13 protein-coding genes are annotated in these 18,152 nt (G+C 63.6%); all 13 read left to right on the forward strand.

The annotated features are described in order from the left end of the window. Window positions 1-246 precede the first annotated feature (246 nt). A complete protein-coding gene (locus tag HZF03_RS20490) occupies window positions 247-1,665 on the forward strand; it encodes a glycosyltransferase (protein ID WP_179906205.1) in 1,419 nt (472 codons plus the stop codon). Between the two features lie 39 nt (window positions 1,666-1,704). Next, entirely contained in the window at window positions 1,705-3,078 is a 1,374-nt protein-coding gene (locus HZF03_RS20495; protein WP_234906876.1) for a glycosyltransferase, read from the forward strand. Further along, window positions 3,075-4,325, forward strand: coding sequence for a glycosyltransferase (locus HZF03_RS20500; RefSeq protein ID WP_119020049.1), 1,251 nt, complete (start codon window positions 3,075-3,077; stop codon window positions 4,323-4,325). Before HZF03_RS20495 ends, HZF03_RS20500 begins: the two co-directional genes overlap by 4 nt. Next, complete coding sequence (locus HZF03_RS20505; RefSeq protein WP_119020048.1) at window positions 4,322-5,530, forward strand: glycosyltransferase family protein; 1,209 nt, start codon at window positions 4,322-4,324, stop codon at window positions 5,528-5,530. The genes HZF03_RS20500 and HZF03_RS20505 overlap by 4 nt, the downstream gene beginning before the upstream one ends. 90 nt (window positions 5,531-5,620) lie before the next feature. Next, window positions 5,621-6,478 carry a dTDP-4-dehydrorhamnose reductase family protein gene (locus HZF03_RS20510; RefSeq protein ID WP_012497386.1) on the forward strand — a complete coding sequence of 286 codons (858 nt, stop codon included), beginning with the start codon at window positions 5,621-5,623 and terminating at the stop codon, window positions 6,476-6,478. Window positions 6,479-6,528: 50 nt separating this feature from the next. Beyond that, on the forward strand, window positions 6,529-7,575 hold the full coding sequence (locus tag HZF03_RS20515) for a polysaccharide biosynthesis protein (RefSeq protein ID WP_012497387.1): 1,047 nt from the start codon (window positions 6,529-6,531) through the stop codon (window positions 7,573-7,575). A gap of 70 nt (window positions 7,576-7,645) precedes the next feature. Then, on the forward strand, window positions 7,646-8,935 hold the full coding sequence (locus tag HZF03_RS20520; protein ID WP_119020047.1) for a glycosyltransferase family 4 protein: 1,290 nt from the start codon (window positions 7,646-7,648) through the stop codon (window positions 8,933-8,935). Then, complete coding sequence (locus tag HZF03_RS20525; RefSeq protein WP_119020046.1) at window positions 8,932-10,305, forward strand: class I SAM-dependent methyltransferase; 1,374 nt, start codon at window positions 8,932-8,934, stop codon at window positions 10,303-10,305. The genes HZF03_RS20520 and HZF03_RS20525 overlap by 4 nt, the downstream gene beginning before the upstream one ends. A 46-nt stretch (window positions 10,306-10,351) precedes the next feature. Further along, window positions 10,352-11,194 (forward strand): ABC transporter permease, encoded by an 843-nt coding sequence (locus HZF03_RS20530; protein WP_012497390.1) that lies wholly within the window; start codon window positions 10,352-10,354, stop codon window positions 11,192-11,194. Between the two features lie 77 nt (window positions 11,195-11,271). Beyond that, on the forward strand, window positions 11,272-12,441 hold the full coding sequence (locus HZF03_RS20535; RefSeq protein ID WP_234832344.1) for an ABC transporter ATP-binding protein: 1,170 nt from the start codon (window positions 11,272-11,274) through the stop codon (window positions 12,439-12,441). Between the two features lie 99 nt (window positions 12,442-12,540). Continuing rightward, the gene (locus tag HZF03_RS20540) at window positions 12,541-13,017 is read left to right on the forward strand and encodes a TylF/MycF/NovP-related O-methyltransferase (protein WP_012497392.1); all 477 of its coding nucleotides are present in this window, start codon (window positions 12,541-12,543) and stop codon (window positions 13,015-13,017) included. Between the two features lie 52 nt (window positions 13,018-13,069). After that, window positions 13,070-15,007, forward strand: coding sequence for an asparagine synthase (glutamine-hydrolyzing) (gene asnB, locus HZF03_RS20545; RefSeq protein ID WP_119020044.1), 1,938 nt, complete (start codon window positions 13,070-13,072; stop codon window positions 15,005-15,007). 10 nt (window positions 15,008-15,017) lie between these two features. After that, window positions 15,018-18,116, forward strand: coding sequence for a glycosyltransferase (locus HZF03_RS20550; RefSeq protein WP_119020043.1), 3,099 nt, complete (start codon window positions 15,018-15,020; stop codon window positions 18,114-18,116). The last annotated feature ends 36 nt before the right edge of the window (window positions 18,117-18,152 follow it).

Consider the following 18,152-nt stretch of genomic DNA (forward strand, 5'->3'; position numbering starts at 1 on the left):
CGAGCGCCTTCCACAACAGCATTCGCCAATAATCGAAGCCTTGATACTTCTCGTAGTAAGCTTCGGCGTTCTAGAGGAAGGTGGCGTTGACGCGGCGACGATGGCGCCCAATCTCACTTTCGGGTGTCAGCACGCCTCGAAAAGCCTCATCTTCGCAATCGCCAAGATCAACCAATCGTTGATCGAAAATCGAACTATACCAGCGCTCCGACATCGTATTGCCCCTGAAGCCCTGTATATCATCCTGTGCCGTTAACGCTTCGCCACTCCCTCGCACCAAGGTACAATGCCGAGACTGCAAGCGATCGGCAATCGAGCAACTGCCCTAGCTGCTCAAAAAGCGCTATCTTCCCGCCCGGAACGGATTTACACGGTAGCAGAACTCGGCCTCATCGGACCCCGCTTAGAGCAACAATGAATCGCATCCCCGCACAGGAGATTGCTCCGCCGATGCTTGCGCCGACGCCGCCGCTGATCCGCATAGCCGTCGTCACCACCGCCGCTCCGCCGTCGGCGAACGGGCAAGCTCGGGTGCTCGGCCAAATCCTGGCTCCGGGCGCGCTGGCCGAGCCGGTCTACTTTACCGACCAGATGAACATAGTCGAACTCGAACAGTGCCATTTCGGGCGTCACGTCGCGTTGGCGCCGCCGCTGTTCCAGCTCACCGCCCGCCGATGGGGACGGCTGCTCGGCGGCCTCAATCGCAGCGGCGGACTCGCCCGCAGCGTTCTGATCCGCGCCGGCGAAATTGTGGAGGCGCTGCGCACGAGCCCCGTCGACGTAGTGATCGGCTGCAGCGGCAATCCGTTCGATCTGCCGGCCACCTGCCTCGCCGCGCGGCGGCTGGGACTGCCTTTCGTCGCCTACTTGTTCGACGACCCGGTCTATCAATGGGAGCGCGGCATCTACCGTTCTCTCGCGCGTCTGTCCGAGCGGCTGTGGAGCCGCGGCGCCGCGGCGGTGATCGTGCCGAACGAGGTGCTGGCGCGCGAGGTCCGGCAGCGCATATCCGGCGCCGCCGTCCGCATCGTGCGCAATCCGGTCGACCCCGCATTCATCGCGGCGGCCGAAACGCCGCGCCAGGATGATTTCGGTCTCGATGGCCGCGCTTTTCATCTGCTGTACACCGGTTCGGTCTATTCGGCGCAGGCCAGCGCGTTTCGCAATCTGGTCGAAGCGCTCGACCGGCTGCACGGCCGGTTCACTCTGGACATCTTCACGGCGCAGCATGCTTCGGATCTGGTCAGCCGCGACCTCGGCAGCCCTTACGTGATCACGCATCCGCATGCCTCGCACGCCGAGTCGATCGCGCACCAGCGCGCGGCCGACGTGCTGTTCCTGCCGCTGGCGTTCGACTCGCCGATCCCCGAAGTGATTCAATCCTCGGCGCCGGCGAAGCTCGGCGAATATCTGGCGTCGGGCCGCCCGATTCTGGTTCACGCGCCGAAGGGATCGTTCGTCACCGAGTTGATCCGCGACGCCGACGCCGGCGTCGTCGTCGACACGCCGGACCCGAACCTGCTGGCCGATGCCTTGCAGCGCATCGCCGCGGACGCCGATCTACGGACGCGCATCGTCGCCAACGCCGCGGTGCTGTCGCGCGAGTTTCTGGTCGAACGTGCGCGAAACGATTTCGTTGCGGTTCTGACTTCCGTTTTGCATTGAACCGCCATGACGAGACCTCTCCGAATTCTCTTCGTGGCCATGCACACCAGCGTCCATGCGGCACGCTGGATCGAGCAGACGTCAAAGCTCGGCTTCGACTGCCACGTTTTTCCGATCAACGACCTACCGCCGCATCATCTGCTCGGCGACGCTACGCTGCATGTTCCGACGCTGAGTTTCAAACCGGCGCTTTCGGCGGCGCGAAGCGAGCGGCCAGATCTGCTGCGCCGCCTCGGCAGGATCGCGCGCCTCGTCCTGAGCCGTCCCGACGAAGCCGCGCGACGACTGAAGGAACGGCTGCTCGCGCTACGCTCGGTTGAGATCGTGGACATGTCGGCCTCGCAACCGTGTGCCGTCGGACCGATCGTCCGGCATTTCCCGGTCGACGACGTGCTGCGGGACCTGTCGGCGGCCGATCAGACCATCACACTCGGCCTGCCCGGCGAAAGTGACGCTGCCACCGCGCGCCTTTACGGCCCCGAAGTGCTGGCTGCGCTGATCGAACGGCTGCAGCCGGACCTGATCCATTCGATGGAATTCCAGCATGCCGGCTACCTGACGCTGAGCGCCCGCGATCGGATCAAAGGCCGTTTTCCGCGCTGGCTCGCCACCAATTGGGGAAGCGATATCTATTATTTCGGCCGGGATGCCGCTCACGCTGCGCAGATCAGACGTCTGTGCGCCGCCATCGACGTGTATTCCTGCGAGTGCCACCGCGACATCGGTCTGGCGCGTGAGTTCGGCTATCGCGGACCGGAACTGCCGGTGTTGCCCAATTCCGGCGGTATCGATATCGCGCACATCGAACAGCTTCGCGACCCCACGCCACCTTCGGCGCGTCGGCTGATCATGGTGAAGGGATACGACCATTTCGCCGGACGCGCGATGGTGTCGCTCGCGGTCCTCGAACGCTTCGCTGCGCAACTGCGCGATTTCACCGTCGTGCTGTTCTCGGTCGGCGCGCGCCCCCGCGCCCGCGCGATCGAACTCGCGCAAGCCGGCACGCTGGACATCAGGGTGATCGACTGGGCCACGCACGACGAAATCCTGCGGCATTTCGGCCGCGCCCGGCTCTACCTCGGGATCAGCATTTCCGATGCGATTTCGACCTCTGTGCTTGAGGCGATGGCGATGGGCGCGTTCCCGATCCAGACCGATACCTCTTGCTGCGCCGAATGGTTCGTTCCGGACCAGACCGGCTTCACGGTGCCGGTCGACGATTTCGAGGTGATCTGCGAACGGTTCCAGCGCGCCCTGACCGACGACGCGCTGGTCGACGCCGCGGCGCCGCGGAATTTCGACATCATCCGGAGCCGCCTCGCGATCGACGTCATGTTGCCCAAGATGCGCGAATTCTATCGGCAAGCACTGATCGATTCCCGGACGCACGAGGGCGAAGGCGAAGCGCGATGAACGTCACTCAGATCAGTTCATCGGATGTGATCGGCGGCCGGTTCAACGGCTATGGCATCCGGCACCTGCTGGCGAACGAGGGGATCGTCTCGACTCATCTGGTCTGGAACAAGCTCGGCAAGGACGGCTCGTCCAGCCACTTCTTCCCCATTCCCGGCAGCCGCCACGCGACGTCGGCGCTGATCCGCATCGAGGACATGCTGTCGATTCACGGCCGCACCGCGCTGCAGTCTTTCACGCTCCCGCTGCATCGCCAGTTTCAGACCGCGGATCTGATCCATTACCACATCATTCACGACGGCTATTTCAGCCTTGACGCATTGCCCTGGCTGTCTCGCCGGAAACCGACGATATGGACCGTCCACGATCCGTGGATCTTCACCGGCCATTGCATCTATCCGGTCGGATGCGAGCGATGGCAGATCGGCTGCGGCCAATGTCCAAGGCTCGATCTGCCGTTCGCGATGCGGCGGGACCGGACTGAGCAGGACTTCGCCTGGAAGCGCAATATCCTGCTGAAGTCCGACCTCGAAATCGTCGTGGCATCGGAATCGATGCGCCGCATGGCGGCCGCCTCGCCGATCGCCCGGGGCAAGCGTCTGCACGTCATCCCGTTCGGCATCGATCTGCAGAAGTTCGCGCCCGGCGACGCTGCCGCCGCGCGGGCGCGGCTCGGGATTCTGCCGGGCCGGATCGCGATCGGAGTCCGCGCGTTTCCGCTCAGTCCCTACAAGGGTTTCGAATTCTTCGTCGAGGCGTTGCGGCGGCTCGAAGGGCTCGACACGCCGCTGGCGATCGTCACCACCAACACCAAGGGACAGCTCAACGAGTTCATTGGCAAGCACCAGATCATCGATCTCGGATGGGTCAACGACGAGAGCTTGATCCTCGACAGCTACCAGGCGCTGGACATGTTCGTGATGCCTTCGATCGCCGAGGCGTTCGGCATGATGGCGATCGAGGCGATGGCCTGCGGCAAGCCGGTGATCGTGTTCGACGGCACGTCGCTGCCGGATATCGTGCGCGCACCGGAGGTCGGCGTCGCGGTGGCGCGTGGCGACACCGAGGCGCTCGCCGACGCCATCAAGTCGCTTGTCGAGAACAAGGATCAGCGCGAGCGCCGCGGGCTCGCCGGCCGTGCGCTGAGCGAAGAACTCTACGATGACCGGCTCTTCGCGAAGCGGCTGGCGGACCTCTACCGCTCGGTCGCGGCGAGGCGGACCGGCCCGGCGGACGGCACCCCATGAAGACGCTTCTCCTCACCGACATTCCGCCCTCCAGCAATCTCACCGCCGGCATCGTCACGGCGCAGATGTGCCGCTTTGTTCCGCCGGGCGAACTCGCGATCTTCTGCGTCCAGAACCGCCACCTCCAGCCGGTCCCGTTTCCGGATCTCGCGAACGTTCCGATCAAAACCGTCCGCAAGCCGAACGAGCTCGGACGCCACAACCCGCGGTTTTTTCCGCTCGACCGGATCGGCGCGATCGCAATCGAGACCGCGCGGCGGCTGATCGAGGTTCCGCCCCTCGTCCGACAGGCGATCGCCTATGGGCGCGAGCAATCGGTTACGTCGCTGTGGGTGGTGCTGCAGGGGCAGACGATGGTGCGGATGGCCCACGCCGTCGCCGAGGGACTGCAGGTGCCGATGCGGGTCCAGGTCTGGGACCCGCTCGGCTGGTGGTTGCGATCCCACAAGGTCGACCGCTACAACCGGACCGCCGATCTCGCCGAGTTCGATCGGGTGCTGCGGCAGGCCGAGGGATGCGCAACGGCGTCATGGGCGATGTCGCAGCAATACCAGCAGCGCTACGGCACGCCATGCCATACGATCATCGCCTCGCTGGACCCTGCGCTCGCCCGCCGACCCAAGCCGTCGCTGCGCACGGCCGAGGAGTTCGCGATCGGCATGGCCGGACAGTTTTACGCCGAAGACGAATGGGTCGCACTGCTGCGTGCCCTCAATCATGCGAGCTGGAAGGTCGCGGGCCGTCAGGTCGTGCTGCGAGTCGCCGGCCATCCGCCGCCGCACCTTGAGCTCGCCCCTCCGGGCCGCATCGGGTTTCTCGGTTGGAAACCGCAGCCGGAACTGATCGAAATCCTGTCCCGCGACTGTGACGTTCTGTACTGCCCGTACCCCTTCGCGCCGCACATGGAGGAAGTCGCGCGGCTGAGTTTCCCGTCGAAGATTCCGACCTATCTCGCCGCCGGGCGGCCGATCCTGTTTCACGGCCCAAAGTACGCCTCGCCCGCAGCCTATCTCGCCGACCGGCAAGCCGGCCTCGGCTGCCAGGACTTGGAGCCGGCTGACGTCTACAACGGGCTGCTGCATCTGGCTGAGGACGCTGAACTCTATCAGCACCTCGCGCTGGCCGGGCAGGCCGCCTTCCTGCGCGATTTCAACCTCGCGACGATGGCGGACCGGGTCCGGAAATTTCTCGGCTATTCGGCCTGAATTCATCGGAATCCGCTGCAAAGTCTGGCCTTTCCACGAATGGACATCGTGCCGAAATTGGTGCAGAGACGGTCCAAATCGGGGCTTGGCATGAAGATTTTGATCGTTGGCGTTTCCGGTATGTTCGGAAGCTCCGCCTACCGGCTGTTCGCGTCTTCGAACGGCATCAGCGTGACCGGAACGGCGCGATCGGCCACGCTGCTGGACGGGTTGCCCCGTCATAACCGCGCCAAAATCGTCGTCGGCGTCGACGCCCTCGACACCGACGCGCTGATCCAGGTCGTCGCTGATGAGCGGCCGGACGTGGTGATCAACTGCGTCGGCGTCATCAAACAGTTGCCGGCCGCCAAGGCCGAACTGCCATCAATTGCGATCAATTCGCTGTTTCCCCACCGGCTCGCCAAGATCGCAGCCCTCGCCAATGCGCGGCTCATCCATCTGTCGACCGACTGCGTCTTTTCCGGCGACAAGGGCCATTACCGGGAAACCGATTTTCCCGACGCTGGCGATCTATACGGTCGCACCAAGCTGCTCGGCGAAGTCGACTATGCGCATGCGGTCACGCTGCGCACCTCGATCATCGGCCACGAGCTCGGCCGTTCCGTCTCGCTGATCGGCTGGTTCCTCGACCAGCCCGGACCGCGCGTCAGCGGCTATCGGCGCGCGATTTACAGTGGCTTTCCGACCGTCGAGCTAGCCCGCATCATCCGCGACCACGTCATTCCCAACCCGGCGCTGAGCGGTCTTTGGCAGGTGGCGTCGCAGCCAATCAACAAATACGAATTGCTGAAGCTGGTCGCCGACATCTACGGCAAGCAGATCGAGATTGTGCCCGACGACTCCGTTGTGATCGATCGCTCGCTCGACGGTTCGCGGTTTGCCGCGGCCACCGGCTACACCGCGCCGTCCTGGCGCGATCTGATCACAACGATGTACGCGTCCCGCTAGATAGGCTCCGCCGTGGAACGCTCGCAGACGACAAAGATGGAACGCAGTCGATGAACGCCAACATCCCTAACCTGAAAGACAAGGTCCTGCTGATCACCGGCGGCACGGGATCGTTCGGCAACGCCGTGCTGAAGCGCTTCCTGAAGGAGGAGGTGCGCGAGATCCGCATCTTCAGCCGCGACGAGAAGAAGCAGGAGGACATGCGGCTCGCGTTGAAGAACGATCGGGTCAAGTTCTACATCGGCGACGTGCGGGAGCCGTCCAGCATCGCCGCGGCGATGCGGGGCGTCGACCTCGTGTTCCATGCCGCCGCGCTGAAGCAGGTGCCATCCTGTGAATTCTATCCGCTCGAGGCTGTGCGCACCAACATCCTCGGCGCAGAAAACGTGATGGACGCGGCGCTGAAGAGCAAGGTCGAGCGGGTCGTCGTGCTGTCGACCGACAAGGCGGTGTATCCGATCAACGCGATGGGCATGAGCAAGGCGCTGATGGAGAAGCTCGCGGTCGCCAAGGCGCGGCTGCTCGCGCCCGACGATTCTACGGTGCTGTGCGCGACCCGATACGGCAACGTAATGGCGTCGCGCGGATCGGTGATTCCGCTGTTCGTGTCGCAGGTGAAGGCCAATCAACCGATCACCGTGACCGATCCGAGCATGACTCGGTTCCTGATGTCACTCGAAGAATCCGTCGATCTGGTGCTGTTCGCCTACGGCAACGGCCGTCAGGGCGACATTCTGGTGCAGAAGTCGCCGGCCTGCACGGTCGAGGTGCTGGCCAAGGCGGTGATGGCAGTGTTCGAACGCGCGGTGCCGATCCAGGTGATCGGCACGCGGCACGGGGAAAAGAAGTACGAATCCCTGGTGTCCCGCGAGGAAATGGCGCGTGCCGAAGACCTCGGGCGCTACTATCGCGTGCCGGCGGACGACCGCGATCTGAACTACAACAAGTACTTCGTCGAGGGCGAACAGAGCATTTCCAAGACGGAAGACTACACCTCGGACAACACCCATCGACTGGACGTCGACCAGGTCAAGGACCTCCTGCTCAGGCTGGACTATATTCAGGACGAGCTGAAGTCCGGCTTCCCCGGTCAATGACCGACCGATTGGCCAGATTTCGGAGAGCCGATCGCTGCTAGCGGCTTCGAAGCGCACGTAGAGAGTCATCATGTCCGCGACGTCGACACAGGATCCGACATTCGAGACCGACGATTACCCCGACGGACCGCGCGTGATGTTCGTGGGGTGGGCGGAGAGTTCGCACACCCATTCCTGGATCGATCTGCTGCAGCAATCCGGCATCAACGCGCGACTGTTCGCCCTGCCCTCCGCCGTCCCACCCGACAGCTGGCAAGTGAGAACCTATGTGACGATCGCGGCGCCCAGCCCGATCGATTCTGCCTACCGCAAGACGCTGACGTCTGCGCCGACCGCGCCGCCGCCCAGGCGGAGTTTGTTTAGCTGGATCAGGCCGGCTCCAACAGCACCCGCGGTGACCATCGAGCGACTGCTGGCGGACGCCATCATGCAGTGGAAGCCCGACGTCGTGCACACGCTCGGCCTTGATGCCGCGACCTATCTGATGGAGCGGACGCGCCAGCTGCATCCGGAAATCGTGGGAATCGGCCGTTGGGTGGTGCAGGTTCGCGGCGGGCCGGACCTAGCACTGCATCAATACGACCCGGTTCATCGTCCCAAGATCGAGAGCATCTTCGCGCAGTGCGATCACCTGATCGCCGACAATCCGATCAACTACGAAGACGCCGTCAAGCTCGGGCTCGCCGCGGAGAAGACCTGCTCGCCGGGACTGGGCGTCGTCTCCGGCCCGGGCGGCATCGACGTGCAGGGCCTGCGCAGCCGGTGGTCGCTCTTGCCTTCACAACGGCCGCGGACCATATTGTGGCCGAAGACCTATGAAACCATTTCCTCGAAGGCCCTCCCGGTTTTAGAGGCTATTCGGCTTGCGTGGGACCGGATTGCTCCGGTGACATTCGAAATGCTCTGGCTGGTCCAGAGCGACGTCCGGATCTGGTTCGAGAAGAGCATGCCGGACCACATCAAAGCGTCCTGCAATCTGTACGGCCGCCTGGATCGCGAACAGGTACTCGCCATGCTGCCGTCGGCGCGCGTGATGCTGGCTCCGTCGCTGACGGACGGAATTCCAAATTCGATGATGGAAGCCATGGCGCTGGGAGCGTTTCCAATCGTATCGCCGCTCGACACCATCACCCCGGTCGTCAAGAACGAGGAGAATGTTCTGTTCGCTCGCAATCTGTATCCCGAGGAAATCGCCGACGCGCTGGTCCGTGCGATGCAGGACGACGCGCTGGTCGATCGGGCCGCGGCCAACAACGTGATCAGAGTCGACGAACTGGCCAACCGCGACCGCGTCAGGATTGCAGTCATCGATTACTACAAGCAACTCACCACCCTGCAGCGCCAGACGAGGGCGGCATGATTATGCACACCCCAGCCCACGAGATCACGTCGGCCACGCAGGTGCTGACCTGCCCCGCGTGCGGCAATGACACTCTCGCCGTGACCGACGAGTCGGTGAATCTCGACCAGATCATGAAGCGCTGGCGCGATCACGGCGCGGCGTTCAGCGCCGAGACACTCGCCCGCTACAGCACCCGCGAACTCGGGCCGCTCCACCTCTACACCTGCCGGACCTGCCAGTTCGGACAATATCAGCCGATCGTCGTCGGCAACGCCGATTTCTACGGCGCGATTGGCCAGATCGAATACTACACCGAGAACAAGTGGGAGTTCGACCGCTCGATCGAATTCATCCGTCGCGAACGACCGCACACGGTAATCGATGTCGGCTGCGGATCCGGCTTCTTTCTCGATCAGTTGCGCAAGGCGATGCCCTCGATCAAGCTCGTCGGCATCGAAATCAACGAGGCCGCCGCCAGTCAGGCGCGCGCGCGCGGCCACCACGTGGAAGTGCTCGACTGGGACCGGGAAGACTTCGCCCAAGCTCTGCCGTTCAAGGCCGACGTCGTGGTCTGCCATCAGGTCCTCGAGCACGTGCAAAATCCGATTCAGTTACTGAAATCGATCCGCACCATGCTGACCGAAAGCGGCCTGGCGGTGATCTCGACGCCCGACAGCGAAGGCTTGGTCGGCAGGCAGAGCGATTCACTGACGGAACAGCCGCCCCATCACGTCACGAAATGGAACGAGGCGGCGTTCCGCGCCGCCCTGCCCCGCGCCGGGTTTCGCGCCGTCCGCGCCTATTACGAGCCATTGCCGAAGATCCTGTGGCCCGGCTATTTCCCGACGATCTGGCAGGCGAACGGATGGCCGTCGATCGTCGGACGCGCTGCGGCACAGGCCGGCAACCTCGGCGGCGAGGGCATGAATTGGCTGGCTAGCCTGTTGGAACAACGGGGGATTTCGTATCTTCATGGCGCCGGCGGCCACACCATCCTGGTCACCGCGCGGCCGCAAGCCAGCCAACGGATCGCCGCGACAGGACGCGACGCTTCCGAACAGCCCACGCCATCGAGCTCGCTGCCAAGCTTGGTCGGCGAGCTTGTCGCGAAGATCAAGGCGCGGCGGGCGGCGGCGCGGTTGCGTCACCTGCAGAGATCCGCGCAAGCATTGGTCGAGTCGGTCGATGCTTTCATCGCAGAAGCTCAGTCGTTGACCGCCGGTCAGGCTCCCGAGTCCGACCATCAAGCGGGCCCGGCCGTGCGGCAGACCACCTTGGACGCACTGGCGCAAATCGCTTTGGAGATCAACGAGCGTTACGAACGGCTCGACGCCCTCGAACGGTCTGCGCTTTCCGACGAGCAGCCGCGCGCGAGGCTGCGCCGATGAACACTGCCCCGATCATCCCGCGATCGATCGGATCGAGGAGCCGAATTTGTTAGCCGCCCGATCCCTGCTCGCTCCCTGGTGGACATCGAGCGTCGCCCTGCTGCGGAGCATCGTCCGCAATCGCCGGCTCACGATCGAGCTGTCGAAGCGCGAACTGCTCGACCGCTATACGGGCCAGCTGTTCGGATCGGCATGGGCGATCCTGCATCCCGCACTCACCGTGCTGGTGTTCTTGTTCTTCTTCGGCGAGGTGCTGAAGGTCAAGGTCGGCGGCGCGCACCTGCCCGCCAACAACGATTTCACCATCTATCTGCTGTCCGGACTGCTGCCGTGGCTGGTGCTGCAGGACGTGCTGACTCGCGGCTCGACGCTGGTCGTCAACAACGCCCACCTCGTCAAACAGGTAGCGTTTCCTCTCGACGTGCTGCCGATCAAGGCGATCCCGCCGGCTTTCGTCATCCTGCTGGTCGGACTGTTACTGCTGATCGTCTACACGCTGATGACCACCTTTGCCCTGCCCGCGACCTATCTGGTTCTGCCGTTGCTGCTGGCGGAATTGATCTTGCTTTGCGTCGGCATCGCATTGTTTCTGTCGGCGCTCGGCGTCTTCATCCGCGACCTGAAGGACATCGTCCAGGTGTTCAGTTTCGTGGGCGTCTACGTCTCGCCGATCTTCTACACCATCGATACCGTGCCCGCGAAGCTGCGGGCTCTGGTTTTTCTCAATCCGTTTACCCCGATCATCCTGACGTTCCAGGATGTGCTGTTCTACGGGAGTTTCGCTCATCCCTGGGCATGGGTGGTTTCGATCGTCCTATCCGTGGCAGCGTTGCTAATCGGAGCCCGAGTTTTCAACACCACTCAGCATTACTTCGGTAGCTACCTGTGAGTGATTTGGCGATCTCCATCCGCAACCTGTCCAAGGTATACAAGATCTACTCGCGCCCGGCCGACATCCTGGTGGAGATGTTGACGCGCGCTAAGCGGCATCGCGAATTCTGGGCGTTGCGGGACGTCTCCCTGGACATCAAGCGGGGCGAGGTGGTCGGACTGATCGGCCGCAACGGCGCCGGGAAGACCACCTTGCTGCGAGTGATCGCAGGCACGCTCGATGCAAATGCCGGCGACATCCGCGTCAACGGCAAGGTGTCCGCCATCATGGCGCTCGGCACCGGTTTCAACCTGGACCTGACCGGGCGCGAGAACATCCTGATCGGCGGGCTGGTCCAGGGACTGACCCACGAAGAAGTCGACGCCAAGACCGAAGAGATCATCAGTTTCTCCGGCCTGCGCGATTTCATCGATCAGCCATGCAAGACCTACTCGAGCGGCATGATCGCCCGGCTGGCGTTTTCGGTGGCGTCGAGCATCGAGCCCGACATCCTGATCGTCGACGAAGCGCTCGCGACTGGCGACATGGTGTTCAACGTCAAGAGCTATGCCCGGATGCGGCGGATCGCGCGCAGCGGCGCCACCGTCCTTCTCGTCACCCACAGCCTTCCACAGATTTACGAGCTGTGTGATCGTGCGGTGCTGATCGAAAACGGAGCCGTGGCGCTGGATGGAGAGCCGAGGATCGTCGGACAGGCCTACGAGGACCTGCTCCACAAGGAAATGGAAGCTGCGAATGCCGCAAACGCCGCCGCCACGCCGCCCACGGCGACGACCCCGCCGATCGAACTGAAGGGGTTTGTCGTGGAAGCGATCCAGTTTATCGATCAGGCGCGGCTTCCGGTCCGCGCCCTGACATCGGGACAGGCGTATCAGCTGGTCATTCGCGGCAAGGCGGCGTCGGCGCTGCGATCTTTCAATCTAGGCTTCTCGATCAGCACCAATATGGGAACCGCGATCTACAGCACCAGCACCGCCGATCACGGCGGACGTCTCGATCTCGCCGCCGGTGAGCGGGCCGAAGCGAGGTTCGACTTTCCCTGCGACCTTAGCGCCGGAAGCTATTTTCTGACGATCGAAACCAGCGAGGGCGACTCGCCGAGGAAAGTGTTCCCGCTCGGCGATTCCCAGGATCCGTCGGTTGCGGAGATTTTCGAGGTCGCGAACGGGGAGAAATTATTCGCAGGACTGATCGACCTTGGAAGCAAGCTGCTACTGGACGACAACGATTCTCAAGTGAGCTAGAGGGCGCCCAATTGCCCGGCGACCATCTCGAATTCGGGGTGTGGAAGGGCATCACCTTCTCCTACGCGGTGCGCGTGATGCAGACGCTGGTTTCTGCAAATGCGTTTCATCGCTCTGGATTCCGTCGAGGGACTGCCTCCGCCGCACGGCAACGACGTGATCGATGGTTATACCAGCGGTTTCCGGCAGTGCGAATTCGCTTGCAACGAGCGTGAATTCTTCAATAACGTCAGATCGTCAGGCGGCAATCCCGGCAGGGTGAAGACAGTTCCTGGCTGGTTCGATCGGTCGCTCGCCGAGGACAAGGCGGGCGCGCTGGGAATCGACAAGGTCGCAGCGGCGTGGATCGATTGCGACCTTGTCGATTCCACCGTTCCGGTGTTGCGATTTTTGACCGGACGGCTGAGCATTGGTTCAGTGTTGCTGTTTGATGATTGGCGCTGTTTCAGAAATCTGCCTGATCGAGGCGAGCAGCGCGCCTGCAGAGAGTGGCTCGACCAAAATCCCCAGATCAAGCTCGCGCCCTTCGTGGACTTCGGCTTTCATGGTGTCTCCTTCACGGTTGAAAGATGCTAAGCGAGACGGGGATCGGCCGCGAGCGATTCTCGAAGAGCCTCGGGAATAGAGCATGTGCGGATTTGCCGGAATATACGGGGGGTCGGACCGCGCAGCGGTAGAGGCGATGGTGTCGTCGATGCGGCACCGCGGGCCCGACGACAGCGGCGTCTATGTCGACGTCAGGGTCAGCCTGGGCCACGCGCGATTGTCGATCATCGACCTCACGCCCGGCGGCCACCAGCCGATGTTCAATGCGGCCGGCACGATCGGGATCGTCTACAACGGGGAAATCTACAATTATCCCGAAGAGCGCGAGCGGCTGATCCGGCTCGGAGAGAGCTTCCGGTCGACCTCGGACACCGAGGTGTTGCTGGCGCTGTACGAACGCGAGGGCGATGCGTTCCTGTCCCGGTTGCGCGGCATCTTCGCATTTGCGATTTACGATCGGCGAGACGGTCCGGGGCGTGAGCGCCTGCTGCTGGCGCGCGACCATTTCGGCATCAAGCCGTTGATCTATGCCGAAACGCCGACCGGGCTGGTATTCGCCTCCGAACTGAAGGCACTTCTCGCCAGCGGCCGGGTGGATCGCGCGGTAGACCGCGAGGCGTTGCGGACTCTGCTGACCTTCGGTTCGGTCACCCAGCCGCATACCATCATCGAAGGTGCCCGTCATTTGCCGGCAGCCCACAAGATGGTCGTCGACGCATCCGGCTGCCGGATGTCACCGTACTGGTCGTTCGGCGTTGACCGGGTGGCGGGCCTGCGCACCAGCCCATATCCGGAGATCCGCGAACACGTGCGCGACGCCGTCATCCGTTCGGTGGAGATGCAGATGATCGGCGACGTGACCGTCGGCGCGTTTCTGAGCGGCGGCGTCGACTCCTCGCTGATCGTGGCGCTGATGGCGCAGAACAGCGGCGCGCGGATCAAGACCTATTCGGTCGGGTTCGAGACCGGTGCCGCCGCCGAGGACGAAACAGAAGACGCCGCCGAGATCGCCGCGCGGCTGAAGACCGACCATACCCGGGCCGTGATCGGAGGAGAGGAGGCTGCGTCGCATCTGCCGAGATTCGTGGCCGGCATCGACCAGCCATCGGTCGACGGCATGAACAGTTACTTCGTCTCGCACTGGGCGAGCCAGCACGTGAAGGTGGCGCTGTCCGGTACCGGCGGCGACGAGCTGTTCGCCGGCTATCCGTGGTTCGCCGGCATGATCCCCGATTTCGACGCCCGGCCGCACTCCGCCGCGCGGCAGCCGCGCAGGTTTCTCGGTCGACTGAGAAATCTGCTGCAGCCCGCCGAAGCGCCGCTCGACGATACCGACTACACGGCACGCTTCCTGGAGACCTATGGCGGCCTCTATCATTGCTTCGGGCCGATGACGGCGGCGGCGCTGCTGTCGATGTCGTCGCCAATCGCGATGGCCGCGGACCTGTCCGGACTGGATGCTCTGCCCTCGGCCGACGTGCTGGACAGGGTCGGCGCGCTGTGCCTCAACGGCTATACGCGCAATCAGCTGCTGCGCGACATCGACTGCACCTCGATGGCCGCATCGCTGGAAGTACGCGTGCCGTTCCTCGATCCAGTGATCGCGGACATCGCGCTGTCGCTTCCGCGCGACGCCAAACTCCGGCCCGGCGGAACTCCGTTGACGCCAGCGGCGAGCTACGACGAAAGCGGGGTCAAACGAGTGCTGATCGACGTCGCGCGCGAATTTCTGCCGCAGTCGTTCTTCAGCCGGCGCGGCAAGCGCGGTTTCAACCTGCCGTTCGGGGACTGGATGAGGGGACCGCTGCGGCCGGTCCTCGACCATGCGCTGTCGCCCGAGACGGTGCGCCGCCGCGGCCTGTTCGACGTCGCGGTGGTGGACGAGATCCGCCGGCAATTTCTCGACGGACACCGCTCGTGGAACGGTCCCTGGCTGCTGATGATCATCGAATTGTGGATGCAGGACGTGTTCGATCGTCCGGGCCCGTATCGCTTGCCCGACCCTCGACCGTACGCCTGAGGACGCGGACATGCCGGCTCCGACATTCAGTATCGTGGTGCCGACCTACAATCAGGCGCAGTATCTTGGAGCGTGTCTCGACAGCATCGCCAGCCAGACCGACGGCGACTGGGAGGCGATCGTGGTGGATGACGGCTCCACCGATGGCTCCGCGGCGCTGGCCGACAACTACGCGGCGCGCGATCCGCGGTTCAGGGTCATCCATCAACCCAATGGAGGCGTCGCCAGCGCGCTGAACGAAGGCCTGCGCCAGGCACGTGGACAGTGGATTCACTGGCTGTCGTCGGACGATTTGTTCGATCCGCGCAAACTCGAGATCAACCGCGAGCAGATCCGACAGCATCCGGACTGCAAGTTCTTCTTCTCGTTCTTCCGGCTACTCCGGGAATCGACCCAGGAATTGAGCGATCACGGGCTGTGGGGACCGTTGCCGGATCGCGAGTCCCAGATCCCTACCTTGTTTTTCCGGAACTACATCAGCGGCATCACGATCTGCGTCGAGCGGACGGCCTGGCAATCGGTCGGATCGTTCGACCCGTCGCTGCGCTATGCGCAGGACTACGACATGTGGCTGCGGCTGCTGGCCAGGTTTCCGGCCCGCTTCATCGACCAATGGACCGTCACCAATCGCAACCATGCCTTGCAGGGCTCAGAAGTCTTTCCGCAGGCCTGCTACTATGACACCGCCAAAGCCGCGATCCAGTTCCTCAATCAGCATCGTTTCGAGGCGCTGTTCCCGCTCATGGATCTCACCGATCCGGCGCAGGCGGTTCGCGCGCTCGATCACGCCCTGACGATCACTTCGGATCCCTCGGCGTTTCTGTACGCCCTGGGCTGGCATCCGGCGCTGCTCTGGCGCGCCCTGGAATGGATCGCGGCCACCGAACGCCGCGATCCGGTGCTGGGCCGGCGGCTCCGAACCAGAGCCCGCTGGAGCTGCCGACGGAACGCCCGCGCCTGGAGCGACCGCAATGGCGCGTCGATCTGGACCTCGATCGGCGCCGCGCTCGCAATGGAGGGCCTCACCACCGTCTACCGGAGCCTCGACCCCGTCGATATCGCGGTCGATCGCTATTTCACACTGCGAGCGGCCGGGGATCCCGCGTCCGCCGCATTGGCGGCCTATCTGAAGCAGTTCCACGGGCTGTCGCTGCCGGAACCGGCGTCCACCGGCGATCAGGGCGGTACGCTCGCTGTCGTCCTCGACCACGCAACGGGCGAAGCCGAGGCCCTGGCCCAGGCGCGGCCTGTGGTCCGGGCGATGGCCGCCCGTGGGTGGCGGACCGTTCTGTTCACGGCGGGGGCACCATCGTTTCGGCTCGACTTCACCACGCCGGTGATCTCGGGTCCTCGGAACAAGATTGTCGGGCTGGCCGCACAATTCCAGCCCCGATGCGTTCTGTCCGCCGACCCGACCAACGCGGCATTTCCCCATGGCTTCCCAGTGCTGCATGTGTCAGCAGCCGCTGACAGCGCGGTGCTCGCCGGTTTCGTGACGGATTTGAGCTGCGAAGCCTCGACGCAGCCGCCGCGGCAGGAGCCCCCCCCCACCAGCCGGATTCCGTTGGTTTTTCTCACGCGAGCGCTGCATGGCGGCGGCGCCGAACGGGCGCTTCAGAGCGTCGCCGGTGCGTTGAACAGTCAGCTGTTCGACGTCCACATCGTGCCGTTGTTCAACTCCGCGATCTCACCCGAATTCGGTCACGCGACAGTAGCGCCTTCGTTCGAGGCGGTATGGTTCGAACGGACCAAGACCGAGGTTGTTCAACAGCAGGTACCTTTGCCGCAGACTCCTCCAACTGCGGAGACCATGGCCGCTCCGCGGCCGCGCTTCCCGGCCTGGGTCACGTTCATTGCCAGCAAGCTGACGTCGGCGCAAAAGCAGCGAATTCGGGCGAGCATTGCGTTCAAGATCGCCCGGCTGGGCTGGCGCGCGTTCAAGGCGGCTCGCCGCGAACTGACTGCTGACGCCCCGCCCCCCTGCGTCGACGTCGCTCTACCCCCGCCGTCGGAGGAATTGTCGCCCGCTGCCGCGCGTCCCGGGATCAAGGCAACGGCGCTCACCCCGTACGACAACATGGCCGACTACATCGCGCAGATCCTAGCGGGGCTAGGCCATAGCGCTATCGTGATTTCGCTTATGGAAGAGGCGACGATCGTGGCGTGGCTCGCCTCATTGCGCACGCCGATGCGTTATCTGGCATGGCTCCACACCGTCGAAAGTCTCTACCTCGACCAGATTTTCCCCGCTCCCGCCCAACGAGCCAAGTTCGACATCCTGTTGCATGCCGCGGTGGCCCGTTCGGAGCGATGCGTCTTCCCGTCGCGCGGCTGTTGCGACGATCTGACCGAACTGTACGAACTGCCGCCTGACCATTTCCAGTGCATCTACAATCCGATCGATCTCGCCACAGTACGGCGGCTGAGTGAGCTGCCATTTGAAAGGCCGCTCGCTCCACACCCCAACGTCCCGATCCTGGTCAGCCTCGGCCGGCTATCGCCTGAGAAGGATCATGCACATCTACTGAAGGCACTGAGCCTCCTGCGGCAGCGGGGTCGGGATTTCCTTTGCCTGATCATCGGCGATGGCGACCATGTGGGCGAGATCACACGATTGATCGAGCACCATGCGCTCGCCGACCAGGTCAGACTTTTAGGGGCCGTCCAGAACCCATTTCCGTATCTGGCGGCCGCCGACGCGTTGATCCTGACGTCGAAATTCGAGTCTTTCGCGCTCGTCCTTGTCGAGGCGATGGCCTTGGAGGCGGTGCCGGTGGCGGTCGACTGCCCGACCGGCCCGCGCGAAGTGCTGGATTGCGGACAGGCGGGCGTTCTCGTCCCTCCCGGCGACGAACGCGCGCTGGCGGATGCGATCGAACACATCGTGTGGTCAGAAGCCGATCATTCCGCGCTGCTGGCCACCATGGCCGACAGGTTGAAATCATTTGACATCGCGACCGTGGCTTTGCAATGGGAACGCCTTGTCGGGAAGGTCCATGCCAAGGCAACTCTTACCGATGAAGCATGCCCTGATTCGACGCGCCCCAACTTCGAAAGCGCAGCCGATGTTCAGGATAGTGCGAGATACTCCGCCGGATTGCACCGCTGACGTGGTTTCGGCATGAAGCCTTGATCGTCCGACAGC

Origin of the sequence: Rhodopseudomonas palustris, assembly GCF_013415845.1 — a bacterium.
Lineage (GTDB): Bacteria > Pseudomonadota > Alphaproteobacteria > Rhizobiales > Xanthobacteraceae > Rhodopseudomonas > Rhodopseudomonas palustris_F.

Coding starts and splice junctions, on each gene's coding strand:
- HZF03_RS20500 (WP_119020049.1), top strand. CDS start 3,075: ATGAACGTCACTCAGATCAGTTCATCGGATGTGATCGGCGGCCGGTTC.
- HZF03_RS20540 (WP_012497392.1), top strand. CDS start 12,541: ATGCGTTTCATCGCTCTGGATTCCGTCGAGGGACTGCCTCCGCCGCAC.
- HZF03_RS20525 (WP_119020046.1), top strand. CDS start 8,932: ATGATTATGCACACCCCAGCCCACGAGATCACGTCGGCCACGCAGGTG.
- HZF03_RS20495 (WP_234906876.1), top strand. CDS start 1,705: ATGCACACCAGCGTCCATGCGGCACGCTGGATCGAGCAGACGTCAAAG.
- asnB (WP_119020044.1), top strand. CDS start 13,070: ATGTGCGGATTTGCCGGAATATACGGGGGGTCGGACCGCGCAGCGGTA.
- HZF03_RS20535 (WP_234832344.1), top strand. CDS start 11,272: ATGTTGACGCGCGCTAAGCGGCATCGCGAATTCTGGGCGTTGCGGGAC.
- HZF03_RS20520 (WP_119020047.1), top strand. CDS start 7,646: ATGTCCGCGACGTCGACACAGGATCCGACATTCGAGACCGACGATTAC.
- HZF03_RS20510 (WP_012497386.1), top strand. CDS start 5,621: ATGAAGATTTTGATCGTTGGCGTTTCCGGTATGTTCGGAAGCTCCGCC.
- HZF03_RS20515 (WP_012497387.1), top strand. CDS start 6,529: ATGAACGCCAACATCCCTAACCTGAAAGACAAGGTCCTGCTGATCACC.
- HZF03_RS20505 (WP_119020048.1), top strand. CDS start 4,322: ATGAAGACGCTTCTCCTCACCGACATTCCGCCCTCCAGCAATCTCACC.
- HZF03_RS20550 (WP_119020043.1), top strand. CDS start 15,018: ATGCCGGCTCCGACATTCAGTATCGTGGTGCCGACCTACAATCAGGCG.